We start from the raw sequence: 23,290 nt of genomic DNA, 5'->3' as shown, positions 1-23,290 counted from the left end.
ACGGTGTCTACGACGTGACAGGAAGTCCCGCCGCCTTCCAGGCCTGGAAGCCGCCGACCAGGTCCGTCGCGCGGTGCAGGCCCAGTCGGTGCAGGGACGCGGCTGCCAGGCTGGAGGCGTAGCCCTCGTTGCAGATCACCACGACGCGCAGGTCGTGGCCGGTGGCCTCGGGGACGCGGTGGCTGCCCCGGGGGTCGAGGCGCCACTCCAGTTCGTTGCGCTCGACGACCAGGGCGCCGGGGATGAGACCGTCGCGGTCACGCAGGGCCGCGTAGCGGATGTCGACCAGGAGGGCCGTACCGTCGCGGGCGGCGTCGTATGCCTCCCTGGCCTCGATCCGCCGGTAGTCCGCGCGGACCCGCTCCAGCAACTCGTCTATGCCGGGCGGCTGTTCGCGTACGGCACTCACTGCCAGTCCTCCGGGCGCTCTACCTGCTCCAGGCGCAGCACCGGGCCGGTGCGGCTGTAGCGGCGGATCTGCGGCAGCGGCGGGTAGTAGGCGTGGACGGAGATCGCGTGCTCTTCGGTGGACTCGTTGAGCACCTCGTGGACGTGGTGGTGACCGAAGGCGCGGCCCTTGCCGGTCGGCAGCCGCCGCTCGCGGTCCACGCCCTCCTCCAGCTCGAGGGTCTTCCAGCCGTGGCTCGGGAGCCGGGCGGCGAGCGAGTTCTCCTTGAGTTCGCCGGCGGCGGTGAGGAAGGCGCCCACCGAGTCGGCGTGGTCGTGCCAGCCCGTGCCGCTGCCGGGCGGCCAGCCGATCAGCCAGGCCTCGCTGCCGCCGGGCCCTTCGAGCCGCACCCAGGTACGGCCCTCGGGGTCGAGGGGGAGCGAGGCGATGAGTTCGGCGTCGGCGGCCGTACGCCGTACGAAGTCGAGCAGGTCCGCCTGCGTCGGAGCCTGGGCGGGCGCGGCGGGGGACACCGAGGCAGAGGGGGATACAGACACGTGCACCGTCCTGATGAGTGTTCGCGAGGGCGCGCGGGCCCACAGAAAGGGCGCGCGCGAGTGAGAGATGCGAATTCAGCAGGAGACGTGACAGACGCAGCCCACGTAGCGGACGAGGTCCAGATGGACCTTCCGCCAGAGGTGGACAGAGGTGTCGGTCATGATCCGGAGTAGAGCACGAGGGTGCCTGCGGGTCAACTCAGCGTCACTATGTGGACAGTTAGCGTATGGAGGCCTCAGCGTGAGCCGGCCGTGGCCTCCGTCTTCGCCGGGCCGCCCAGGGTCGCCTCGGCCGCCGCGTACAGATCAGCCGGCCGCACCCCGCTCAGCGCGGTGACCAGGTGTCCGTCGGGCCGTACGAGCAGGACTGTGTGGGCGGCGGCGCCCGGGTAGCTCTCGGCGACCAGCAGCTCGGCCGGGTGCGGCAGCGCGGTCACCGCCGCTGCCAGGCGTGGCATGACCCCGGCGGTCACCCAGTGTTTGCGCTCCCAGACGCCCGTGCCCGGTGCGACCAGTACGACCAGCAGGGCACCGCGCCCGAGGCGGTCCCGCAGCCGTACGGAGGAGCCGTCCTCCGCGGTGACCCGGACATCGGTGACGGGCGCACCGGGCGAGGTGTCGACGTCGACCTCGCTCTCGATGTGCCGGGGCGCGAGCGGCGAGTCGGCGTACGCCCCCGGCGCACCGAGCACGCCGCGCCCCAAGTGACCGTCCGTGAGCAGCGAGTCGTGACCGCGGGCCGAGCCGGGCACGACCGCGCGCAGCCCGGCGCCGCCGCGCACCAAGGGCAGCGCCTGGTCGGCGGCGCGCAGCCGGGCCGCGACGACCGCCCGCCGCTCCGCCTGATAGCTGTCGAGCAGCGCCTCGTGCGGCCCGTGGTGCCAGGCCGACGCCAGCTTCCAGGCGAGGTTGTCGGCGTCCCGCAGCCCCTCGTCCAGCCCCTGCGTACCGAGCGCCCCCAGCAGATGCGCCGCGTCCCCGGCGAGGAACACCCGCCCCACCCGCCACCGGCGCGCGAGCCGGTGGTGCACGGTGTGCACACCGGTGTCGAGCAGTTCGTACGGCGGTGTCGGCCCCTCGGTCCAGCCCGCGAGGGTCTCCCGGATACGGGTGAGCAGCAGCTCGGGCGTGACCAGGTCCTTGCCCGGCGGCAGCAGCCAGTCCAGGCGCCACACGCCGTCCGGGAGGGGGCGTCCGGTGACCTCCCCGGCCGAGGGTCCGGACGTCCGCCACGGCGGCGCCCGGTGCAACAACGCCTGGTCGGGCCACGGAAGTTCCGTGCGCAGCGCGGCCACGGCGTGTCGCTCCACCGCCGTACGGCCGGGGAAGCGGATGTCCAGGAGTTTGCGCACGGTGGAGCGCGGGCCGTCGCAGCCGACCAGGTAACTGCCGCGCCACCAGGTGCCCTTGGGCCCGCGGGTGTGGGCGGTGACGCCCGAGGGTTCCTGTTCGACCGCGTCGAGGCGGTTGTCCACGGCGAGCTTCACCAGCCGTTCGCCCGCGAGGGCCTGGCGCAGGGCGCCGGTCAGCACATGCTGGGCGATGTGCAGGGGGGCGGGCTCGGTGTCGTCGAACGTGATCTCGCGCATCACCTGCTTGCGTCGCATCGACCGCCATCCGGCCCAGTGCGAACCGGCCTTGGTGAGCGGAACACCGGCCAGCCGCTCCAGCAGCGCCGCGGTGTCCTCGCGCAGGACGACGGTCCGCGCGGGGCGCGGTTCGTCCTTGCCCGGGCCCTCGTCGAGGACGACGGAGGGCACCTCCTGCCGCGCCAGAGCCAGGGCGAGCGTGAGCCCCACGGGCCCCGCTCCGACGATGATCACCGGGTCCACGGTGCGGCGCCCCCTGCCCGTGACGGTGTCCTCAGGGACGCATGTGAACAGGAAGTTGGAGCAGGGTGCACGATCACAGAACGTATGCAACCCATTGCCGGTGCTTGCGTCAAGTGACGGAGGCAGTGGCGATCACGCCACTGCCTCCGTGGTTCATGCCATATGACCGATCATCAGATCGTGCCGCCTGCGCCGGTCCCGAAGCCGCCCAGCACCTGCGCCGGGTTGAGCCCGGTGGCGTCTTCGAGGGCGACGGTCGCGCCCGTGCTCTTCTTGCTGCGCCGCAGCCTGCGCTCCAGCCAGCTCGCGAAGGTGGTGAGAACGAGGTTCAGCAGGATGTAGATGATCCCGACGACGATGAAACTCGCCACCACGTTGGCGTAGTTGGCCGCGAGGGTGCTGCGCGAGTTGAGCAGCTCGGTGAGGCCCAGCATCACGCCGCCCAGAGCGGTGTCCTTCACGATCACCACGAGCTGGCTGACGATCGCCGGCAGCATGACGGTGACGGACTGCGGGAGCAGGATGCTCGTCATCGTCTGGCCCTTGCGCAGCCCGACCGCGTACGCGGCCTCCGTCTGCCCCTTGGGGAGGGACAGGATGCCCGCCCGGACGATCTCGGCGAGCACCGAGGCGTTGTAGAGCACCAGGCCGGTGACGACGGCGTACAGGGGCCGATCCTCGCTGCCGATGTTCGTGGAGCGGACATAGAACTCGTTCGCGAACAGCATCATCAGCAGGACCGGGATCGACCGGAAGAACTCGACCACCACGCCGGCCGGGATGCGAACCCACCGGTGGTCGGACATCCGGGCGATGCCGAACAGCGCGCCCAGGGGGAGGGCGATCAGCATGGAGAGCGCGGCGGCCTTCAGGGTGGTGCCCAGGCCGGGCAGCAGATACGTCGTCCAGGCGTCCGACGTGGTGAACGGCTGCCACAGGGCCCACTTCAGCTGCCCCTTGTCGTCCATCGTCCGCCAGATCCACCACAAGAACGCGGCGAGCAGGACAACGAAGACGACGGTCAGGAGGACATTGCGCCGCTTGGCGCGGGGGCCGGGCGCGTCGTAGAGGACGGAGGTCATCGCTTCACCGCCATTCGCTTGCCCAGCCAGCCGAGGAAGAGGCCGGTGGGCAGGGTCAGTACCACGAAGCCGAACGCGAAGACCGCACCGATGGCGACCGTCTGGGCCTCGTTCTCGATCATCGTCTTCATCAGGGCGGCCGCCTCGGCGACACCGATCGCCGCCGCCACGGTCGTGTTCTTGGTGAGGGCGATCAGTACGTTGGCCAGTGGTGTGATGACCGCGCGGAACGCCTGCGGAAGGATGATGATCCGCAGTACCTGACTGAAGCTCAGTCCGACGGCGCGGGCCGCCTCGGCCTGTCCGACGGGCACGGTGTTGATGCCGGAGCGCACCGCCTCGCAGACGAAGGCCGCGTGGTAGGCGGTGAGACCCAGCAGTGCGAGTCGGAAACCCTGCACCTTGAAGTCGTCGGACGCGCCCATCGTCACGCCGAAGATGTCGGCGAGGCCGAGCGAGGTGAAGACGATGATGACCGTCAGGGGGATGTTCCGGACGGTGTTGACGTAGAAGGTGGCGAAGCCACGCATCAGGGGGACGGGGCTGACCCGCATTCCGGCCAGCAGGGTGCCCCAGACCAGGGAGCCGAGGGCGGAGATGACGGTGAGTTTCACCGTCATCCAGAACGCCCCTAGGACGTCATAACCTTGAAGAAAGTCGAACACGATCTCCCGCGCTTCCGGGTATGGGGCCTGCCTTACGGGCGATTTCCGGGGTTACTTGACGATGTCGCCGATCTTCGGGGCGGGCTCGTTCTTGTACCCGGCCGGGCCGAAGTTCTTGGTGACCGCCGTCTGCCAGGCACCGCTGCTGACCATCTTCTCCAGCGCGGTGTTGATCTTGGTGACGGTCGCGGAGTCGCCCTTCTTGACGCCGATGCCGTAGTTCTCGTTGCTGAGCTTGAGGCCGGCGAGCTTGAACTGACCCTTGTACTTGTCCTGCGAGGCGAAGCCCGCGAGGATCGAGTCGTCGGTGGTCACCGCGTCCACGGCGCCGCTCTGCAGGCCCGCGATGCACTCCGAGTAGCCGCTGTACTCACGGAGGTTGGCCTTCGGGGCGATCGAGTCGTGGATGTTCTGCGCCGAGGTCGAGCCGGTCACGGAACACAGCTTCTTGCCGTTGAGGTCCGTGCCCTTGGCGATCGTCGAGGCCTTCTTGACCAGCAGGTCCTGGTGGGCCAGCAGGTAGGGGCCGGCGAAGTCGACCTTCTGCTTGCGCTCGTCGTTGATGGAGTACGAGGCCGCGATGAACTTGACGTCACCGCGCGCCAGCGCGTTCTCGCGGTCGGCGCTCTTGGTCTCGACCCACTCGATCTGGGCGGGCTTGTAGCCGAGCTGCCCGGCCACATAGGTCGCCACGTCCACGTCGAAGCCGGCGAAGCTCCCGTCCGGCTGCTTCAGTCCGAGGCCCGGCTGATCGAACTTGATGCCGACCTTGATCTTGCCGCCCCCGGAACCCGAACCGGAGCCGTCCTTGTCGCTGCTCCCGCAGGCCGTCGCGGCGAGCGAGAGGACGAGCGCGGTGGCTGCGACGGCGGTGACCTTGCGAAGCTTCATGATGAACATCCTTTGGATGGTAGGGAGATGAGGGCCCGTCAGGGGCGCGTGGCGGCGGCTCTGACGGCGTGCGGGATCCACAGCGGCAGTCGGCGGCCGCCCGTCGTCGACGGGCCGTCAGCGGCCGGCTGTCGCCGTTCTTCGATGCTCTTGGGTTCTGCCGTTGTTCTTCGGGGCTCTTGGGCGTTCTCGGGTGATCGTCAGTGGTGCAGGATCTTCGACAGGAAGTCCTTGGCCCGGTCGCTGCGCGGGTTGCTGAAGAACTGGTCGGGCACGGCCTCTTCGACTATGCGGCCGTCGGCCATGAACACCACGCGGTTGGCCGCCGAACGCGCGAAGCCCATCTCATGGGTGACGACGATCATCGTCATCCCGTCCCGGGCCAGCTGCTGCATGACCTCGAGGACCTCGTTGATCATCTCCGGGTCGAGCGCCGAGGTGGGCTCGTCGAAGAGCATCACCTTGGGGTCCATGGCCAGCGCCCGCGCGATGGCGACACGCTGTTGCTGACCGCCGGACAGCTGCGCCGGGTACTTGTCCGCCTGGGTGGCGACGCCGACCCTGTCGAGGAGGGCCCGGGCCTTCTCCTCGGCCTGCTTCTTGTCGGCCCTGCGGACCTTGACCTGGCCCAGCATCACGTTCTCGAGCACTGTCTTGTGCGCGAAGAGGTTGAAGGACTGGAAGACCATCCCGACGTCGGCACGCAGCCGGGCCAGCTCCCTGCCCTCCTGGGGCAAGGGCTTGCCGTCGATTGCGATGGCACCCGAATCGATCGTCTCCAGGCGGTTGATGGTGCGGCACAGCGTGGACTTTCCGGACCCGGAGGGGCCGATCACCACGACGACCTCACCGCGGGCGATCGACAGATCGATGTCCTGGAGTACGTGCAACGCGCCGAAGTGTTTGTTGACGCTCTTCAGGACGACCAGTTCGCCCGTCGGGACCGCGTCTTCCTTGGCCACCGATACCTTGGTCATCGCTTGCTGGCTCCGTCCTCGTCGGTTGCGGAGGACAGTAGTGAGGCCTTACGACCAGCGTCATCACATCTGAGCGAGATCTGAGCATCACGATCGGATAGCAATCGGACACGTGTCGTAGCACTTGTCGCGATCACGCGTACCGGCTGCGTAACGGAAACCGCCCGCAACCGGAACCCCCTTGACGGCGTCTTCGTCCATCAGCGTGACTGCCTGGGTGCACGCGCGCGTGAGACGTGCTTTCGTACAGGCCGAGACCATACGAACGATGAACCGGAGGGGGCCGGGATGAGACTGCTCCTCGTCGAGGACGACAACCATGTCGCCGCCGCTCTGTCCGCGGTCCTGGCGCGGCACGGCTTCGACGTCACCCATGCCCGCAGCGGCGAGGAGGCCCTCCAGGCGCTCGTCCCCGAGGGCGATGTCTTCGGAGTCGTCCTCCTCGACCTCGGCCTGCCCGACCAGGACGGCTACGAGGTCTGCGGCAAGATCCGCAAGCGCACCAGCACCCCGGTGATCATGGTGACCGCGCGCTCCGACGTGCGCTCCCGCATCCACGGCCTCAACCTCGGAGCCGACGACTACGTGGTGAAGCCGTACGACACCGGGGAGCTGCTGGCCCGCATCCACGCCGTCAGCCGGCGCAGCGTCCACGAGGACGCGACCGGGGGCGGCGACACCGCGCTGCGGCTCGGCCCGGTGCGCATCGAACTGCCCACCCGCCAGGTCAGCGTGGACGGTTCGGTCGTCCAACTGACCCGCAAGGAGTTCGACCTGCTGGCGCTGCTGGCACAGCGTCCCGGGGTGGTCTTCCGGCGGGAGCAGATCATCAGCGAGGTGTGGCGCACCAGTTGGGAGGGCACGGGACGCACCCTGGAGGTGCATGTCGCGTCCCTGCGCGCCAAACTGCGGATGCCCGCGCTGATCGAGACCGTACGAGGCGTCGGCTACCGGCTCGTCGCCCCGGCCGCGTAGCGGGCACGGGTGCGCACACGTCTCCTCCCGCTGCTCATCGTCCTGATGGCGGCCGTTCTGCTTGCCCTCGGCGTCCCGCTCGCCATCAGCGTCGCCGCGGCCCAGCAGCAGAAGGTGATCGTCGACCGCATCGACGACACCGCGCGGTTCGCGGCGCTCGCCCAGTTCGTCACCGACGCGCCCACGGGCACGCGTCCCGCCGACACGGTCCCGGACGAACGCCAGCAGACCCTCGACCGCGAACTCGCCAGCTACTACGAGGTCTACGGCATCCGCGCGGGCGTCTTCTACCGCACCGACACCTCCATGGCGAACGCGCCGGACGACTTCCTGCTCCCCAAGACCGGCGAGGTCCGCGACGCCTTCGACGAGGCCCTCCTCAGCCGCCGCAGCCACGACCCGGAACAGGTCTGGCCCTGGCAGCGCCACCGCCTGGTCGTCGCCTCGCCGGTCATCCGGGACGGCGACGTCATCGCGGTCGTGGTCACCGACTCGCCCACCGGGCCGATGCGTTCACGGACCCTGCGCGGCTGGCTGACGATCGGCGCGGGCGAGATCGGAGCCATGCTGCTGGCCGTCGGTGCCGCCCTACGGCTGACCGGCTGGGTCCTGCGACCCGTACGCGTGCTCGACGCCACCACCCACGACATCGCCACCGGACGCCTCAAGTCCCGGGTCGCCGCGGCCGGCGGGCCGCCGGAACTCCAGCGCCTGGCCCGTTCGTTCAACGAGATGGCGGACAACGTCGAGGACGTGCTGGAGCAGCAGCGCGCCTTCGTCGCCGACGCCTCGCACCAGTTGCGCAACCCGCTCTCGGCGCTGCTGCTGCGCATCGATCTGCTCGCGCTCGAACTGCCGGAGGACAATGACGAGATCGCCTCGGTCCGCACCGAGGGCAAACGCCTGACCCAGGTCCTGGACGACCTGCTCGACCTGGCCCTGGCCGAACACGCGGAAGCGGACCTCAGGATCACCGACATCGGGGCGCTGACCGCCGAGCGCGTCGCCGCCTGGTCTCCGACCGCCGAGGCCAAGGGCGTGCGCCTGGTGGGCAGTTGTCCGCCCACCACCGCCTGGGCCGACCCGGTCACGCTCTCCAGCGCCCTGGACGCGGTGATCGACAACGCGGTGAAGTTCACGCCGGAGGACCAGTGCGTCGAGGTGACGGTCGCGTCGAACGGCGAGACCTCCACGGTCGTCGTCACGGACCGCGGCCCGGGCCTCACCGAGGAGGAACTCGTCCGCGTGGGCGACCGCTTCTGGCGCAGCGGCCGGCACCAGAACATCCAGGGCTCCGGTCTCGGCCTGTCCATCTCCCAGGTCCTGCTGGCCGCGGGCGGCGGCTCCCTGACGTACGACCACCACGAGCCGCACGGGCTCAAGGTGACCGTGTCGGTGCCCAGGAGCGGGCCGACGGCCTGAGCGGGCGCCAACGGCCCCTGTGCGCCTACGGTTTGACGGAGCGGTAGTAGCGCCGGGCGCCCTCGTGCAGGACCAGGGGGTCGGTGTAGATCGCCGTGCGCAGGTCCACGAGCTGCGCGGAGTGGACATGCGCGCCGATGCCGTCCCGGCTCTTGATCACGGTCCTGGTGATCCACTCGGTGAGCCTGGGGTTCAGGTCCTTACGCGTCATCAGCAGGTTGGAGACGGCGATGGTGGGCACCGTGGACCCCCGCTGGATGTCGGGGTAGGCCGACTCCGGCATGTTGGTGGCGCGGTAGTAGCGGGTGGCCTCGCCCTGCTCGTGCATCTTCGCCACGAGGGTGGCCTCTATCGGCACGAACCGGAACGCGTAGTGGGCGGCCAGGTCCTTCAGGCCGTCCGTCGGCAGCCCGCCGGACCAGAAGAAGGCGTCGAGCTTGCCCCGCTTGAGCAGGTCCGGTCCGGTGTCGATGCCGGCCGCCACCGGCTTGACGCCCTTCTTCGGGTCGATGCCGGCCGCCGTGAGCACCCGGTTCGCGATCAGTCGCACACCCGAGCGGTCCGGCCCTATGGCCACCCGCTTGTTCCGCAGATCGGCGACCGAGTTGATGTCCGAGTCGCGCGGGACGATGAGCTGGACGTAGTCGTCGTACAGCCGCGCGATCCCGCGCAGCCCGGCCGCACCGGGCTTGCCGTCCGCCTCGTACGTCTCCACCGCGTCGGCCGCGGCGATGGTGAAGTCGGCGTGGCCGGTCGCCACGCGCGCGACGTTCTCCTGCGACCCGGCGCTGTTCACCAGCTTCACCTTGAGGCCCGGCATGTCCTTGTCGAGCTCGGCCTGCAGCAGCTTGCCGTACTCCTGGTAGACCCCGAGCGGTGTCCCGGTGCTGAAGGTGATCGTTCCGGTCGGCGGCTCGTCGCCCAGGGGCAGCAGCCACCACAGCAGCAGTCCGAACACGACGAAGCCGGCCGCCGCGCCCTGCAGCGCCCGGCGCCTGCTGATACGGGAGAACACCTTGAGCATGCGCGCGATCCTGCCAGCCCTTGAGCGGTGCTGACCAGGGTCGGGCTTCCGGGCCGGTGGTGTCAGTGGCGGCCGTTAAGGTCGTGGCATGAGTTCTTCGCCCGCCGACCTGGTCCGCGAATTCCACCTCGCCTTCGGGCTCGACGCCCGCAGCACACCCACCGAGGTCGCCCCCGGCCTCGCCGCCCACCGCGGCGAGCTGCTCGCCGAGGAGGCCGCGGAGGTCGCCGAGGTATCGGTGAGCGGCCCCCTCGACCGACTGGCGCACGAGCTGGCCGACGTCGTCTACGTCGCGTACGGCACGGCCCTCGTCCACGGCATAGACCTCGACGCGGTGATCGCCGAGGTCCACCGCTCCAACATGACCAAGATCGGCCCGGACGGCGAGATCGCCCGCCGGACCGACGGCAAGGTCCTCAAGGGCGAGCACTACGAGACGCCGGATGTGCATGGGGTGCTGCGCAAGCAGGGGTGGAGCGGTGGTCGGCGCGCCGGAACTCCGGATTCCGGCCGTAGCTCCGAGTGACGTGAGCCACTGCGGTTCTCAGCCGCAGAAGGAGTCACTCCCGGCACCGCCTACCCTTGTCGCATGAGCAGCGGTGACCGGAGCGAGGCAGTGGACGTCAAAACGTACGAAGTGCGCACCTACGGGTGCCAGATGAACGTCCACGATTCCGAGCGGCTCTCGGGGCTCTTGGAGGGCGCCGGTTACGTGCGCGCGCCCGAAGGGTCGGACGGTGACGCGGACGTCGTCGTCTTCAACACCTGCGCCGTGCGCGAGAACGCCGACAACCGGCTCTACGGCAACCTCGGCCGCCTCGCCCCGATGAAGACCAAGCGCCCCGGGATGCAGATCGCCGTCGGCGGCTGCCTCGCCCAGAAGGACCGCGACACCATCGTGAAGAAGGCGCCCTGGGTGGACGTCGTCTTCGGCACGCACAACATCGGCAAGCTGCCCGTCCTGCTGGAACGCGCGCGCGTCCAGGAAGAGGCGCAGGTCGAGATCGCGGAGTCCCTGGAGGCCTTCCCCTCGACGCTGCCGACCCGGCGCGAGAGCGCCTACGCGGCCTGGGTGTCGATCTCCGTCGGCTGCAACAACACCTGCACCTTCTGCATCGTCCCGGCGCTGCGCGGCAAGGAGAAGGACCGCCGCACCGGCGACATCCTCGCCGAGATCGAGGCCCTGGTCGGCGAGGGCGTCTCCGAGATCACCCTGCTCGGCCAGAACGTCAACGCGTACGGCTCCGACATCGGCGACCGCGAGGCCTTCAGCAAGCTGCTGCGTGCCTGCGGGACCGTCGACGGCCTGGAGCGGGTCCGCTTCACGTCCCCGCACCCGCGTGACTTCACCGACGACGTCATCGCCGCGATGGCCGAGACGCCGAACGTGATGCCGCAGCTGCACATGCCGATGCAGTCCGGTTCCGACCCGATCCTGAAGGCCATGCGCCGGTCCTACCGCCAGGAGCGGTACCTCGGGATCATCGAGAAGGTCCGCGCGGCCATCCCGCACGCCGCCATCACCACTGACATCATCGTGGGTTTCCCCGGGGAGACGGAGGAGGACTTCGAGCAGACGATGCACGCGGTCCGCGAGGCACGCTTCGCGCAAGCGTTTACGTTCCAGTACTCCAAGCGGCCCGGCACTCCGGCCGCGACCATGGAGAACCAGATCCCCAAGGAGGTCGTCCAGGAGCGCTACATGCGTCTCGTCGCCCTCCAGGAGGAGATCTCCTGGGACGAGAACAAGAAGCAGGTCGGCCGCACCCTGGAGCTGATGGTCGCCGAGGGCGAGGGCCGCAAGGACGGCGCCACCCACCGCCTCTCCGGACGCGCCCCCGACAACCGCCTCGTCCACTTCACCAAGCCGGACCAGGAGGTCCGCCCCGGTGACGTGGTGACGGTCGAGATCACCTACGCCGCCCCGCACCACCTCCTCGCCGAGGGCCCCACCCTGAACGTGCGCCCCACGCGCGCGGGCGACGCCTGGGAGAAGCGGAACGCGACCGAGGCCGCCAAGCCGGCCGGCGTGATGCTGGGCCTCCCGAAGATCGGCGCCCCCGCACCGCTGCCGGTCGCCATGGGGAGCGGCTGCGGCTGCGACTGACGGGGTGCGGCTGCGTGTCGGCGGTGCCGGGCCAGGGAGGGCTGAGACGTGCGGGTGGAACTCGCGTCCCCGTGCCCGAGGGCATGGCCAGGTGCGTTGTCGGCGCTCCTTGTTAGTGTTCCGGCCATGCTCGTAGCCGCCGCCGTCTGCCCCTGCCCTCCGCTTCTCGTCCCCGACGTCGCCGCCGGTGCCGCCTCCGAGATGGACGCCGCGCGTGCCGCGTGCACCGACGCGCTCGGGGTGCTCGCCGCCGCCCGGCCCGACCGTCTGGTGGTCGTCGGGCCCGCCGAGCAGAGCGGGCGCGGGCCGCATCCCGAAGGCACCCGCGGTTCGTTCCGCGGCTTCGGAGTGGAACTCGACGTACGGCTCGGGAGGGACAGGGCCGCCGTGTCGGAGCGGTCGCTTCCCCTCTCGCTCGCCGTCGCCGCGTGGCTGCTGGAGCGGACCGGCTGGTCCGACGCCCCGATCGAGGGACTCGGTGTGGGGGAACCTCTCGCGTCCGAGCGGTGCATCGAAGTCGGGAGGGACATCGTCGCGCAGGCGGAGCGGGTGGCCCTGCTGGTGATGGGCGACGCCAGCGCGTGCCGGACGCTGAAGGCACCGGGCTATCTCGACGAGCGCGCGGCACCCTTCGACGCTGAGGTCGCGCGTGCGCTGGGGGCGGTGGACGTGGCCGCCCTCAAGGCGCTGGACGCCGAGCTGGCGTACGAGCTGAAGGCCTCCGGCCGGGCCCCCTGGCAGGTCCTCGCGGGCGCGGCGGAAGGCGCGGACCTCGGCGGCGCGCTGCTGTACGAGGACGCGCCGTACGGCGTCGGATACGTGGTCGCGACCTGGTCGTAGGCGCGGTGCGGCCGTGAACGTGATGTAGCCGCGAAACGGCGGACGGCCGGGGAGCCGAGTGCTCCGCGGCTGTCCGCCGATCGATGTTCGGGTGCCCGTCAGGTGGCAGGCGGGGGCGAGTCCGGCGGTGTGGTCGTGCCGCCGCGCTCCGTCCCCGTGCTTCGCGCGCTCCCCGTGTCGTCCTTGTGCGCGAGTCGGTCCATGGCGTCCTTGGCCTTGCCCGTGCCCGTCTGGATCTTGTCGCTGTACTTGCCCTTGGTCTTCTCGTCGACCATCTTCGCGGCCTTGTCGAGGCCGCTCTCGATCTTGCCTCCGTGCTGCTGAGCGAGGCCCGAGACCTTGTCCTTCGCCGGGGCGAGTTTGGCCTTCAAACTGTCCATCAGACCCATGGTTCACCTTCCACGCGGGGTGCTTACGTGCGGGCGCCTTCGCCGGCCCCGTTGTCGGCGGCTTCTTCGGCGGACTGCTGCTTGGGGATCTCGACGCCGTCCGCGGCCTCGACGGCCTCCGTCGCCGTCGTCTCCGCCGCTTCCTGAGCGCCTGCCCCCGCTTCGGTCTCCGTCTCCGACACCTCGTCCGCCGCTTCGGCCGTGAGGTTCTCGGCAGTCTCCGTGTCGGCCTGCGCTTCGGCGGTAGACGCCTCCTCCGTAGCCTTCGACCTCCGAAGAAGTCGGTCAAAAACGCCCATATCCACTCCATACGTTACTCGTGCGGGCGAAATCCCGCGTAGCCCGGTGCGTCCGTTTGCGTCACCCGGGGCGCCGCCTCCAAAACCGGCGGCGGGACATCTCGCAACGGGCAACGACCCCACAGGTGTGCCGTCACGTAACTCGTTCGAGGCGGGGTCCGGCGTTTGGGAGACTGTGAACGTGAGCAGCGCACCCCCCGCCCCCCGAGTCATCGCCGTCGTCGGACCGACCGCGGCCGGAAAGTCCGATCTGGGCGTCTTCCTGGCCCAGCGTCTAGGCGGCGAGGTCGTCAACGCCGACTCCATGCAGCTCTACCGAGGGATGGACATCGGCACCGCCAAGCTGACGCCCGAGGAGCGCGGCGGCATCCCGCACCACCTCCTGGACATCTGGGACGTGACCGTCACGGCGTCCGTCGCCGAGTACCAGCGCCTCGCCCGCGAGCACATCGACGCCCTGCTCGCCGAAGGCCGCTGGCCGATCCTGGTCGGCGGCTCCGGGCTGTACGTGCGCGGGGCCGTCGACAACCTGGAGTTCCCCGGCACCGACCCCGAGGTCCGGGCCCGCCTGGAGGAGGAGCTGGCACTGCGCGGCTCCGGCGCCCTGCACGCCCGCCTGGCCGCCGCCGACCCCGAGGCCGCGCACGCGATCCTGCCCAGCAACGGCCGCCGTATCGTCCGCGCCCTGGAGGTCATCGAGATCACCGGCAAGCCCTTCACCGCCAACCTTCCCGGCCACGACTCGGTCTACGACACCGTCCAGATCGGCGTCGACGTGGCCCGCCCCGAACTCGACGAGCGCATCGCGCGCCGGGTCGACCGGATGTGGAGCGCGGGGCTCGTCGACGAGGTGCGGGAGCTGGAGGCGCGGGGCCTGCGCGAGGGCGTCACCGCGTCCCGTGCGCTCGGCTATCAGCAGGTGCTCGCGGCGCTCGCGGGGGAGTGCACGGAACAGGAGGCGCGCGCGGAGACCGTGCGGGCCACCAAGCGCTTCGCGCGCCGCCAGGATTCGTGGTTCAGACGCGATCCCCGGGTGCACTGGTTGAGTGGGGCTGCGGCCGATCTCACAGAACTTCCGCACCTGGCACTGGCGTTGGTCGAACGACCGGTCACAGCCTGATCACGTCATGGCATCGGGACGCTCCGGCCGCCGTTGCGGCCTCCGGGGGCGTGCCATCATCGAGCTTCGATCGACCAAGTGGAGTCCGAGTTGGGAGGGCGCGTGGCGATGGAGGCCGGCCCTCGCGACACCGCAGAAGGCGCTGAGCAGGTCACCGCGGACCGTGGTGAACCGGAAGAGGCCGACGGCCGACTGAGCCCTGACGGCCCGGACGAGATCCAGGGCGGTGTGACCGCCGACGGCCCCGGGCCCGACGAGATGTTCGTGGGCCCCGAGGTCGAGGTCGAGCTGCGCCCGCAGCGTCGCCTGCGCATTTGGCAGCTCGCCCCCATCGTGGCCCTGGCCGCCGTCGGCTCCCTGATGTTCGCCTTCCCGCTCGCCTTCGACTTCGGCGACAGCGGGGCCGTGGTCGCCATGCTGGGCCTGCTCATCTGCTCCTGTGCGGCCGGCTGGGGCATGACCGCGGCCCGCCGCGTCGGCCACACCTGGCCCGGCTTCCCGCAGCGCGGCTCCGGGCGCCGCCCGGACTGGCGGGTCGTCATCGCCTACGCCCTGGTGGTGGCCGTGGTCGTGGTGCTCGCCGTCTGGCGTGTCGCCAGGCTCCGCTAGCTGCCCAGATCGGTCGCAGCGGTCGTAGAAGCCGGTCGCAACTGACCGCTGGGATGTCGTAGCCACCCCGTACGATCGACGCATGAGCACGCGGATCGCCTTTCTCAAGGGGCACGGCACCGAGAACGACTTCGTGATCGTCCCGGACCCCGAGAACGTCATCGACCTCCCCCCGGCCGCCGTGGCCGCCCTGTGCGACCGCCGCGCGGGCATCGGCGGCGACGGACTGCTGCATGTCGTGCGGTCCGCCGCGCACCCCGAGGCGCGGGACATGGCGGCCGAGGCGGAGTGGTTCATGGACTACCGCAACGGGGACGGCTCGGTCTCCGAGATGTGCGGCAACGGAGTGCGTGTGTTCGCGCGCTATCTCCAGCGCGCCGGACATGTGGCCGCAGGGGACATCGCGGTAGCCACGCGCGGGGGAGTCAAGACCGTCCACCTCGCCAAGGACGGTGACGTCACGGTCGGCATGGGCAAGGCGCTCCTCCCCGAAGGGGACGTCACGGTGAGCGTCGGCGAGCGCAGCTGGCCCGCGCGGAACGTGAACATGGGCAACCCGCACGCGGTCGCCTTCGTCGACGACCTAGCGCACGCCGGCGACCTGTACTCCCCGCCGCCCTTCAGTCCGGCCGGCGCCTACCCGCAGGGTGTGAACGTCGAGTTCGTGGTCGACCGGGGCCCCCGCCATGTGGCCATGCGCGTGCATGAGCGCGGTGCGGGCGAGACCCGTTCGTGCGGCACGGGCGCGTGCGCGGTCGCCGTGGCCGCCGTCCGGCGCGACGGCGCCGACCCCGCCGTCACCGGAACGCGGGCGACTTACACCGTCGACGTACCCGGGGGAACGCTGGTGATCACCGAGTGGCCCGACGGCCGGATCGAGATGACCGGTCCCGCGGTGATCGTCGCCGAGGGCGAGATCGATGCCGAGTGGCTGGAAAACGCCATCCGCTGAACGGATGATTCGCAGTCCCGGCCGCCCCGGAGACCCTGATCCCAAGTCTCCGGCAGTCGGGTCGGCCGGAAAGCACGGCCGACCCGAGAGAGTGTGGCGCAAAACCGTAAACCTCCCGACCTTCGCTCGAATGGGTGATCCGTTTCACGCTCGGCGAGAGGCGGTCAGTCGCACGTGGTGGGCTCGGTAGCATCAAGCACCGGCCCGGACGGGGGATCGAAGATCCCCTGAGCCGAGTACGCCATGGGGCACCCGTCCGCCGGTCAAGCAGCCGGAGGTGCCCATGAGTGCGGAGGCCACGAACCCTGCGAGCCCAGGCCCTGTGACCAACACAGCGCCCCGCAGGAAGGCCCGCCCCCGGATCGACCTGCGCAGGCTCGGCCGGGCCGCCCTGCTCGGTCCCGCCGCCCGCGACCGGCTGCCCGACGCCATCGGCCATGTCGCCGAGGCGCATCGCGCCCACCACCCCGACGCCGACCTCGAACCGCTGCGCCGCGCCTGGGTCCTGGCCGAGTCCTCGCACCGCGGCCAGATGCGCAAGAGCGGCGAGCCGTACATCACACACCCCCTCGCCGTGACCCTGATCCTCGCCGAACTCGGCGCCGAGACCACGACGTTGACGGCCTCTCTGCTCCACGACACCGTCGAGGACACGGAGGTGACACTCGATCAGGTCGGTGAGGAGTTCGGCGCCGAGGTGCGCTATCTCGTCGACGGCGTGACGAAGTTGGAGAAGGTCGACTACGGCGCCGCGGCCGAGCCCGAGACCTTCCGCAAGATGCTCGTCGCCACCGGCAGCGACGTCCGCGTGATGTCGATCAAACTCGCCGACCGGCTGCACAACATGCGCACCCTGGGCGTGATGCGCCCCGAGAAGCAGGCCCGTATCGCCAAGGTCACCCGGGACGTCCTCATCCCGCTCGCCGAACGGCTCGGCGTCCAGGCGCTCAAGACCGAACTGGAAGACCTCGTCTTCGCGATCCTGCACCCCGAGGAGTACGACCACACACGCGAGTTGATCGTCGACAACGCCTCCCGCGCGGACGACCCGCTCGCCGAGGTCACCGACGAGGTGCGCACCGTCCTGCGCGACGCCGACATCCAGGCCGAAGTCCTCATCCGGCCACGGCACTTCGTCTCCGTGCACCGCGTGGCCCGCAAGCGCGGCAGGCTGCGCGGCGCCGACTTCGGCCGCCTCCTGGTGCTCGTCAACGAGGACGCGGACTGTTACGGCGTCCTCGGCGAACTGCACACCTGCCTGAAGCCCGTCGTCTCGGAGTTCAAGGACTTCATCGCCGTACCGAAGTTCAACCTGTACCAGTCGCTGCACACCGCCGTCGCCCACACGGACGGCCAGGTCGTCGAAGTCCTCATCCGCACCCACCAGATGCACAAGGTCGCCGAGGCCGGCGTCATCGCGCTCGGCAATCCCTACGCTCCTCCTTCGGAGGAGCAGCAGGCCACGGGCGACGGGGAGCGCGCCGACCCCACCCGGCCCGGCTGGCTCTCCCGCCTCCTCGACTGGCAGGAGGGCGCGCCCGACCCCGACACCTTCTGGTCGACGCTGCGCGAAGACCTCGCCCAGGACCGCGAGATCACCGTGTTCCGGCCCGACGGCGGCACGCTGGGCCTGCCCGACGGCGCGACCTGTGTGGACGCCGCGTACGCGCAGTACGGCGAGGACGCCCACGCCTGCATCGGCGCCCGCGTCAACGGCCGCCTGGCGACCCTCAGCACGGTTCTGAGGGACGGCGACACAGTCCAGCCCCTCATGGGCCAGGACCCGGCCTCCGAGCCCTCCAGGGAGTGGCTGGAGCACGCGCACACGCCCGCCGCCCGGATCGCCATCCAGCGTTGGCTCGCGGCGCACCCGGGCAGCGGGGACGGAGAGGGCGCCGAGGCGGACGCGGCGGACCAGGGCACGCAGACCGTGCGATCGGCGCCCCCCGCCGCCGAGGACGCCCCCACCAGCAACCCCGCCACGCCCGTCGTCGACCAGCCCGGCGCGACCGTACGGCTCGCCGGCTGCTGCACGCCCGTACCGCCCGACGAGGTCACCGGATTCTCGGTGCGCGGCGGGGTCGTGACGGTCCACCGCGTCGAGTGCACCGCGGTGGCGCACATGAAGAGCGTGGGGCGCGCGGAGGTCGGTGTGCGCTGGGGCGACACAACCGAGTGCCGGGTCACGCTGGTAGCCGAATCGTTCGGCCGCCCCCATCTGCTGGCCGACCTCACCGAGGCCATGGCCCTGGAGGGCGCCGAGATCGTCTCGGCGACGGTCGAACCCCCGAGCCAGCAGCGCGTGCGGCACACCTACACGCTCCAACTCCCGGACGCGGCCCACCTCCCGGCCCTCATGCGGGCGATGCGCAATGTGCCGGGCGTCTACGACGTGAGCCGGGCGCAGCACCACACGACGGCCTTCTGAGCCCGGCTCAGGGCTGCGCGCCCGCGTCCCCTCGGGGCACACGCCCGCTTGCGCGCTCCGGCGGGTCGGGAGCCCAGTGGGCCCCCGGAAGACCTCGTTCGAGTGGGCCGGGCGCGAGTCGTCGGCGTGCGGTACGCGCGCGCTGGTAGCGGTGGTCCATGCTGCTCACCCCCCGCACCGCCACCCCTGGGGCCGGTACCAGGGCTCCCCGACGGTTGAAGGCGGTCCTGCTCGCATCCGCCGTGTCCGTCTGCCTCGTCGCCGCGAGCGCCCCGCCCACGCCCCTGGGCGTCGGCGACCGCCTCTTCCCGGACCTGGGCAACCCGGGCTACCACGTGGCGTCGTACGACCTCTCCTTCACCTATCCCGGCACCAACAGCAAGCCCCTCAAGACCGTCACCACCATCGACGCGTGGACCACGGAGTCCCTGGACCGGATCAACCTCGACTTCGCGCACGGCACCGTGGACTCGGTCGAGGTCGACGGGCGGCCGGCCGCCTTCGCCAGTGTCGGCGAGGACCTGGTGGTGACGCCCGAGGAGCCGCTGTCCCAGGGCAGTTGGACGCGGATCACCGTGCGGCACACCAGCGACCCCGTCTCCGCCAAGGGCCAGGACGGCGGCTGGGTGCGCACCAAGGACGGGCTCGCGATGGCCAACCAGGCCGATGCCGCGCATCTGGTGTTCCCGTGCAACGACCATCCCTCCGACAAGGCGATGTTCACCATCCGGGTCACCGCGCCCAACGCCTACACGGCTGTCGCCAACGGACTGCCGGCCGGCGTCGACAAGGCCGGCGCGAACACCACCTGGACGTACCGCACCCAGCACCCCATGGCCACCGAACTCGCCCAGGTGTCCATCGGCCGTTCCGCCGTACTGCACCGCACCGGACCGCACGACCTGCCGATGCGCGACGTCGTGCCCGCCGCGGACGTCAAGCAACTCGAACCGTGGCTCAAGAAGACCCCCGACCAGATCGCCTGGATGGAGAGCAAGGTCGGCCGGTACCCCTTCGAGACGTACGGCCTGCTCATGGCTCAGGCATCCACCGGCTTCGAACTCGAGACCCAGACGATCTCTCTCTTCGAGAGAGATCTCTTCACCGAGCCCGCCTACCCCAAGTGGTACGTCGAGTCGGTCATGGTGCACGAGCTGTCCCACCAGTGGTTCGGCGACAGCGTCAGCCCCCGCACCTGGTCCGACCTGTGGCTCAACGAGGGGCACGCCACCTGGTACGAGGAGTTGTACGCGGAGGAGAAGGCCGACAGGCCCATGGAGACGCGGATGAAGGCCGCCTACGGCGCCTCCGACGGCTGGCGCGCCGCCGGCGGACCGCCCGCACTGCCCAAGGCGCCCGCGCCCGGCCAGAAGATCAGCATCTTCCGCCCCAACGTCTACGACGGCGCCGCCCTGGTCCTCTACGCCCTGCGCCAGGAGATCGGCCGCCCCGCCTTCGAGCGCCTGGAGCGCACCTGGGTGCGCGTCCACCGGGACGGCACGGCCACCACCGCCGACTTCAAGGACCTCGCCTCCGCGATCTCCGGCCGCGACCTGAGCGACTTCTTCAAGGCCTGGCTCTACGGCGCGAAGACCCCGCCGATGCCCGGTCACCCGGACTGGACGTCGCAGGCACCTGTGAAATAAGGCCGTGACGGGGCGATCCGCGCCGTGCGACCATCGTCGGGTCGGCGGCGCGGATCGCCCGGAATCTCCGGTCACCGGGAATCTCCGGGAGCACTCGCACGTTGGAACCTTTGAAGCACTCCCATCGACGTAAGGACCCAATGACCTCCTCTTCTTCCCCTTCCCAGGACACTGAGCGCTTCGCGCACACCTACCCCGAAGGTCTTCGGGCCGATGCCCTGATGGAAGAGGACGTCACCTGGAGCCACGAGATCGACGGAGACCGGGACGGCGACCAGTTCGACCGCTCCGAGCGCGCGGCCCTGCGCCGCGTCGCGGGCCTCTCCACCGAGCTCGAGGACGTCACCGAGGTCGAGTACCGACAGCTCCGCCTGGAGCGCGTCGTACTCGTCGGCGTCTGGACCACGGGAACGGCACAGGACGCGGACAACTCCCTCGCCGAGCTGGCCGCCCTCGCGGAGACCGCGGGCGCGCTCGTGCTCGACGGTGTCGTGCAGCGCCGCGACAAGCCGGACGCGGCCACGTACATCGGTTCCGGCAAGGCCAACGAACTGCGGGACATCGTCCTGGAGACCGGCGCCGACACCGTCATCTGCGACGGTGAGCTGAGCCCCGGCCAGCTGATCCACCTCGAAGACGTCGTCAAGGTCAAGGTCATCGACCGTACGGCCCTGATCCTCGACATCTTCGCCCAGCACGCCAAGTCCCGGGAGGGCAAGGCGCAGGTCGCGCTCGCGCAGATGCAGTACATGCTGCCGAGGCTCCGCGGCTGGGGTCAGTCGCTGTCCCGCCAGATGGGCGGCGGCTCGGGCGGCGGCCTCGCCACCCGTGGTCCCGGTGAGACCAAGATCGAGACGGACCGGCGTCGTATCCGCGAGAAGATGGCGAAGATGCGCCGGGAGATCGCGGACATGAAGACCGGCCGTGACATCAAGCGCCAGGAGCGCCGTCGCCACAAGGTGCCCTCGGTCGCGATCGCCGGTTACACCAACGCCGGCAAGTCGTCGCTGCTGAACCGGCTGACCGGCGCGGGCGTCCTTGTCGAGAACGCCCTGTTCGCGACCCTCGACCCGACCGTGCGCCGGGCCGAGACACCGGGCGGACGGCTCTACACGCTCGTCGACACCGTCGGATTCGTCCGGCACCTGCCGCACCACCTGGTCGAGGCCTTCCGTTCCACGATGGAGGAGGTCGGCGACGCCGATCTGATCCTGCACGTGGTGGACGGTTCGCACCCGGTCCCGGAGGAGCAGCTGGCCGCCGTACGCGAGGTGATCCGGGATGTCGGCGCCACCAAGGTGCCCGAGATCGTCGTGATCAACAAGGCGGACGCGGCGGACCCGCTGACGCTCCAGCGACTGATGCGGAACGAGAAGCGGTCCATCGCCGTCTCGGCCCGCACCGGCCAGGGCATCGACGAACTGCTCGCGCTCATCGACGCCGAACTGCCGCGCCCCTCGGTCGAGATCGAGGCGCTCGTGCCGTACACGCACGGCAAGCTGGTCGCCCGCGCCCACTCCGAGGGCGAGGTGATCTCCGAGGAGCACACCCCGGAGGGCACCCAGCTCAAGGTGCGGGTGCACGAGGAACTGGCGGCGGAGCTCGCGCCGTACGTCCCGGCACCGCTGGCCTGACGGCCGTAGCACAGCACGTCCTGAGGCTCGCCCCGGATCACCTGGGGCGAGCCTCGGCCGTGTCTACTGCCCGGCGAACTTCTTGCTGACCGAGTCGTACACGCCCTTGGCCACATCGCCCAGCCGCGGACCCGCCAGCCAGCCCGAAGTCACCGGGCCGATCGAGGTGTTGGACACCAGCGCCGGCTTGCCGTCGGAGCCCGTCTCCACCCAGCCGCCGCCGGACGAACCACCGGTCATGCTGCAGCCGATGCGGTACATCGTCGGGTCCGAGGCGCTGATCGACAGCCGCCCCGGCTTGTCCGCGCACTGGTACAGCGTCGAACCGTCGTACGGCTTCGCCGCGGGGTAGCCGGTCGCCGTGATGCTGGACACCTTCGGCACGGCGGGCGCGTTGAAGTTCACCGGCAGCGCCGAACCGACCGTCTCCTCAAGGGACTTGCCCCCGCTGCCCTTCTCGGGCGTCACATGGATCACGGCGTAGTCGTACGACGAACCCTGCCCGCCCGTCTCGCCGCCCTGGTCGATCCACTGCTGCGAGGTCTGCGCCCAGTCGGCCCACCAGACACCGTACGGAGCGACCTGGTCCCGGGTGGCCGTCTCCAACTGGGCTGTCGTCATACCCGAGTTGTTGTACGACGGCACGAACGCGAGGTTGCGGTACCAGCCGCCCTTCTTGCCGGCGTGCACGCAATGGCCCGCCGTCCACACCAGGTTGGACTTGCCCGGGTGCGCCGGGTCCTCCACGACCGTCGCCGAGCAGACCATCGTGCCTTCGGGGGAGTCGAAGAACACCTTGCCCGCCGTCGCCGCGTTGGCGTGGTACGCAGGCGACACGGCCTTCGCGTCCACCACCGCGGGCGTCGGGTCGGTCACGCCCTGGTCACCGGAGATGTCCTTGGTGTCGACACCCTTGTCCGGGTCGTTGGCGTCCCGCATCCGGCCAGAACTCCACAGCCCGTCGATGATCGGGTTGATGTAGTCGTTGGCCTCGCGCAGCCAGTCGTCCTTGTCCCAGTTCTTCCAGGCGCCGCTCTTCCACTTGTCGATGTCGATCCCGTGCTCTTTGAGCTTGTTCTTGATGTCGTCCGGGATCTTGATCTTGCCGTCGCCGGTGTCACCGCTGGTCGCCGACGCGGTGGACTGGCCGTCCGCCTTGGTGTCACCGGAGCCGCAGGCCGTCGCGGTGAGCGCGAGCGCCGAGGCGAGGGCAACGGCGGCCAGCACGGGGGCGGTTCCGCGACGCGCACCCCTCCCACGCCGGGCGGTGAAGGACGGCCGTATCGATCGCATGGTCTTGACTCCCCCTGGAGTGAACGGATGGTGCGCCACGGTTGTGATCTCAGCCGGAACTCATGGTGAGTTCACGCCGAACTCACGACCTTCGGGAACGGCATCACACACTATGCGCTCGCTGTGGGGGACTTCCGACGGAACGGCAACGGTTTCGCTA

The 23,290-nt window shown here is 70.2% G+C and carries 22 protein-coding genes; 11 read left to right on the top strand and 11 right to left on the bottom strand.

Annotation, left to right across the window (positions count from 1 at the left end; translation table 11 throughout):
* Positions 1 to 7: 7 nt before the first annotated feature.
* From OH768_RS14650 to OH768_RS14620, 7 genes are all read right to left on the bottom strand, one after another.
* Positions 8 to 409: a rhodanese-like domain-containing protein gene (locus tag OH768_RS14650; protein ID WP_406453743.1), complete on the bottom strand. Its 402-nt coding sequence runs from the start codon at positions 407 to 409 to the stop codon at positions 8 to 10.
* Complete coding sequence (locus tag OH768_RS14645) at positions 406 to 945, bottom strand: cysteine dioxygenase (protein ID WP_381251262.1); 540 nt, start codon at positions 943 to 945, stop codon at positions 406 to 408. The genes OH768_RS14650 and OH768_RS14645 overlap by 4 nt, the downstream gene beginning before the upstream one ends.
* A gap of 236 nt (positions 946 to 1,181) precedes the next feature.
* Positions 1,182 to 2,777: an FAD-dependent monooxygenase gene (locus OH768_RS14640; RefSeq protein WP_406453741.1), complete on the bottom strand. Its 1,596-nt coding sequence runs from the start codon at positions 2,775 to 2,777 to the stop codon at positions 1,182 to 1,184.
* A 173-nt stretch (positions 2,778 to 2,950) separates the two neighbouring features.
* On the bottom strand, positions 2,951 to 3,859 hold the full coding sequence (locus OH768_RS14635) for an amino acid ABC transporter permease (protein ID WP_406453739.1): 909 nt from the start codon (positions 3,857 to 3,859) through the stop codon (positions 2,951 to 2,953).
* Entirely contained in the window at positions 3,856 to 4,524 is a 669-nt protein-coding gene (locus OH768_RS14630) for an amino acid ABC transporter permease (RefSeq protein WP_406453737.1), read from the bottom strand. Before OH768_RS14630 ends, OH768_RS14635 begins: the two co-directional genes overlap by 4 nt.
* Positions 4,525 to 4,575: 51 nt before the next feature.
* Positions 4,576 to 5,415: a glutamate ABC transporter substrate-binding protein gene (locus OH768_RS14625; RefSeq protein ID WP_406453735.1), complete on the bottom strand. Its 840-nt coding sequence runs from the start codon at positions 5,413 to 5,415 to the stop codon at positions 4,576 to 4,578.
* A gap of 200 nt (positions 5,416 to 5,615) precedes the next feature.
* Entirely contained in the window at positions 5,616 to 6,392 is a 777-nt protein-coding gene (locus OH768_RS14620) for an amino acid ABC transporter ATP-binding protein (protein ID WP_362981190.1), read from the bottom strand.
* Positions 6,393 to 6,680: 288 nt separating this feature from the next.
* Here OH768_RS14620 and OH768_RS14615 point away from each other — a divergent pair, with 288 nt between their 5' ends.
* On the top strand, positions 6,681 to 7,367 hold the full coding sequence (locus OH768_RS14615; RefSeq protein ID WP_406453733.1) for a response regulator transcription factor: 687 nt from the start codon (positions 6,681 to 6,683) through the stop codon (positions 7,365 to 7,367).
* A 9-nt stretch (positions 7,368 to 7,376) separates the two neighbouring features.
* Positions 7,377 to 8,789, top strand: a complete 1,413-nt coding sequence (locus OH768_RS14610; protein WP_406453731.1) for a sensor histidine kinase — start codon at positions 7,377 to 7,379, stop codon at positions 8,787 to 8,789.
* Between the two features lie 25 nt (positions 8,790 to 8,814).
* Here the strand turns inward: OH768_RS14610 and OH768_RS14605 are convergent, their stop codons facing one another.
* Positions 8,815 to 9,813, bottom strand: coding sequence for a TAXI family TRAP transporter solute-binding subunit (locus OH768_RS14605; protein ID WP_406453729.1), 999 nt, complete (start codon positions 9,811 to 9,813; stop codon positions 8,815 to 8,817).
* An 88-nt stretch (positions 9,814 to 9,901) separates the two neighbouring features.
* On the opposite strand from OH768_RS14605, the gene OH768_RS14600 reads away from it, so the two are divergent.
* The 3 genes from OH768_RS14600 (at position 9,902) to OH768_RS14590 (ending at position 12,760) form a co-directional block, all read left to right on the top strand.
* A complete protein-coding gene (locus tag OH768_RS14600) occupies positions 9,902 to 10,339 on the top strand; it encodes a MazG nucleotide pyrophosphohydrolase domain-containing protein (protein ID WP_406453727.1) in 438 nt (145 codons plus the stop codon).
* A gap of 63 nt (positions 10,340 to 10,402) precedes the next feature.
* On the top strand, positions 10,403 to 11,920 hold the full coding sequence (gene miaB / locus OH768_RS14595) for a tRNA (N6-isopentenyl adenosine(37)-C2)-methylthiotransferase MiaB (protein ID WP_406453725.1): 1,518 nt from the start codon (positions 10,403 to 10,405) through the stop codon (positions 11,918 to 11,920).
* A gap of 126 nt (positions 11,921 to 12,046) precedes the next feature.
* Positions 12,047 to 12,760: a class III extradiol dioxygenase subunit B-like domain-containing protein gene (locus OH768_RS14590; RefSeq protein WP_406453723.1), complete on the top strand. Its 714-nt coding sequence runs from the start codon at positions 12,047 to 12,049 to the stop codon at positions 12,758 to 12,760.
* A gap of 98 nt (positions 12,761 to 12,858) precedes the next feature.
* Here OH768_RS14590 and OH768_RS14585 read toward each other — a convergent pair whose 3' ends face one another.
* Positions 12,859 to 13,149 carry an antitoxin gene (locus OH768_RS14585; RefSeq protein ID WP_406453721.1) on the bottom strand — a complete coding sequence of 97 codons (291 nt, stop codon included), beginning with the start codon at positions 13,147 to 13,149 and terminating at the stop codon, positions 12,859 to 12,861.
* Between the two features lie 23 nt (positions 13,150 to 13,172).
* Positions 13,173 to 13,448 (bottom strand): hypothetical protein, encoded by a 276-nt coding sequence (locus OH768_RS14580; RefSeq protein ID WP_406453719.1) that lies wholly within the window; start codon positions 13,446 to 13,448, stop codon positions 13,173 to 13,175.
* 181 nt (positions 13,449 to 13,629) lie between these two features.
* Here OH768_RS14580 and miaA point away from each other — a divergent pair, with 181 nt between their 5' ends.
* The 6 genes from miaA to hflX all read left to right on the top strand — a co-directional run bounded on the left by miaA (position 13,630) and on the right by hflX (position 21,837).
* The gene (miaA, locus tag OH768_RS14575) at positions 13,630 to 14,568 is read left to right on the top strand and encodes a tRNA (adenosine(37)-N6)-dimethylallyltransferase MiaA (protein WP_406453718.1); all 939 of its coding nucleotides are present in this window, start codon (positions 13,630 to 13,632) and stop codon (positions 14,566 to 14,568) included.
* Between the two features lie 108 nt (positions 14,569 to 14,676).
* Positions 14,677 to 15,177, top strand: coding sequence for a hypothetical protein (locus tag OH768_RS14570; RefSeq protein ID WP_406465264.1), 501 nt, complete (start codon positions 14,677 to 14,679; stop codon positions 15,175 to 15,177).
* 82 nt (positions 15,178 to 15,259) lie between these two features.
* On the top strand, positions 15,260 to 16,129 hold the full coding sequence (gene dapF, locus OH768_RS14565; protein WP_406453716.1) for a diaminopimelate epimerase: 870 nt from the start codon (positions 15,260 to 15,262) through the stop codon (positions 16,127 to 16,129).
* Positions 16,130 to 16,412: 283 nt separating this feature from the next.
* Positions 16,413 to 18,557: a RelA/SpoT family protein gene (locus OH768_RS14560; protein ID WP_406453714.1), complete on the top strand. Its 2,145-nt coding sequence runs from the start codon at positions 16,413 to 16,415 to the stop codon at positions 18,555 to 18,557.
* A gap of 158 nt (positions 18,558 to 18,715) precedes the next feature.
* Positions 18,716 to 20,203 (top strand): M1 family metallopeptidase, encoded by a 1,488-nt coding sequence (locus OH768_RS14555; RefSeq protein WP_406453712.1) that lies wholly within the window; start codon positions 18,716 to 18,718, stop codon positions 20,201 to 20,203.
* A 140-nt stretch (positions 20,204 to 20,343) separates the two neighbouring features.
* Positions 20,344 to 21,837: a GTPase HflX gene (gene hflX, locus OH768_RS14550; RefSeq protein WP_406453710.1), complete on the top strand. Its 1,494-nt coding sequence runs from the start codon at positions 20,344 to 20,346 to the stop codon at positions 21,835 to 21,837.
* Positions 21,838 to 21,900: 63 nt separating this feature from the next.
* Here the strand turns inward: hflX and OH768_RS14545 are convergent, their stop codons facing one another.
* Complete coding sequence (locus OH768_RS14545; protein WP_406453709.1) at positions 21,901 to 23,130, bottom strand: trypsin-like serine peptidase; 1,230 nt, start codon at positions 23,128 to 23,130, stop codon at positions 21,901 to 21,903.
* Between the last annotated feature and the right edge of the window lie 160 nt (positions 23,131 to 23,290).

The sequence above is a fragment of the Streptomyces sp. NBC_01622 genome, assembly GCF_045209635.1.
Taxonomy (GTDB): Bacteria; Actinomycetota; Actinomycetes; order Streptomycetales; family Streptomycetaceae; genus Streptomyces.
Note: the sequence above shows the minus strand (reverse complement) of the source record. Positions and strands in the feature narration are given on the sequence as shown.

Excerpts from the sequence above, each read along its gene's own strand:
- OH768_RS14635 (WP_406453739.1), bottom strand. The coding sequence starts at position 3,859 with ATGACCTCCGTCCTCTACGACGCGCCCGGCCCCCGCGCCAAGCGGCGC.
- OH768_RS14625 (WP_406453735.1), bottom strand. The coding sequence starts at position 5,415 with ATGAAGCTTCGCAAGGTCACCGCCGTCGCAGCCACCGCGCTCGTCCTC.
- OH768_RS14620 (WP_362981190.1), bottom strand. The coding sequence starts at position 6,392 with ATGACCAAGGTATCGGTGGCCAAGGAAGACGCGGTCCCGACGGGCGAA.
- OH768_RS14615 (WP_406453733.1), top strand. The coding sequence starts at position 6,681 with ATGAGACTGCTCCTCGTCGAGGACGACAACCATGTCGCCGCCGCTCTG.
- OH768_RS14605 (WP_406453729.1), bottom strand. The coding sequence starts at position 9,813 with ATGCTCAAGGTGTTCTCCCGTATCAGCAGGCGCCGGGCGCTGCAGGGC.
- OH768_RS14600 (WP_406453727.1), top strand. The coding sequence starts at position 9,902 with ATGAGTTCTTCGCCCGCCGACCTGGTCCGCGAATTCCACCTCGCCTTC.
- miaB (WP_406453725.1), top strand. The coding sequence starts at position 10,403 with ATGAGCAGCGGTGACCGGAGCGAGGCAGTGGACGTCAAAACGTACGAA.
- OH768_RS14590 (WP_406453723.1), top strand. The coding sequence starts at position 12,047 with ATGCTCGTAGCCGCCGCCGTCTGCCCCTGCCCTCCGCTTCTCGTCCCC.
- OH768_RS14585 (WP_406453721.1), bottom strand. The coding sequence starts at position 13,149 with ATGGGTCTGATGGACAGTTTGAAGGCCAAACTCGCCCCGGCGAAGGAC.
- OH768_RS14580 (WP_406453719.1), bottom strand. The coding sequence starts at position 13,448 with ATGGGCGTTTTTGACCGACTTCTTCGGAGGTCGAAGGCTACGGAGGAG.
- OH768_RS14570 (WP_406465264.1), top strand. The coding sequence starts at position 14,677 with ATGGAGGCCGGCCCTCGCGACACCGCAGAAGGCGCTGAGCAGGTCACC.
- dapF (WP_406453716.1), top strand. The coding sequence starts at position 15,260 with ATGAGCACGCGGATCGCCTTTCTCAAGGGGCACGGCACCGAGAACGAC.
- OH768_RS14560 (WP_406453714.1), top strand. The coding sequence starts at position 16,413 with ATGAGTGCGGAGGCCACGAACCCTGCGAGCCCAGGCCCTGTGACCAAC.
- OH768_RS14555 (WP_406453712.1), top strand. The coding sequence starts at position 18,716 with ATGCTGCTCACCCCCCGCACCGCCACCCCTGGGGCCGGTACCAGGGCT.
- hflX (WP_406453710.1), top strand. The coding sequence starts at position 20,344 with ATGACCTCCTCTTCTTCCCCTTCCCAGGACACTGAGCGCTTCGCGCAC.
- OH768_RS14545 (WP_406453709.1), bottom strand. The coding sequence starts at position 23,130 with ATGCGATCGATACGGCCGTCCTTCACCGCCCGGCGTGGGAGGGGTGCG.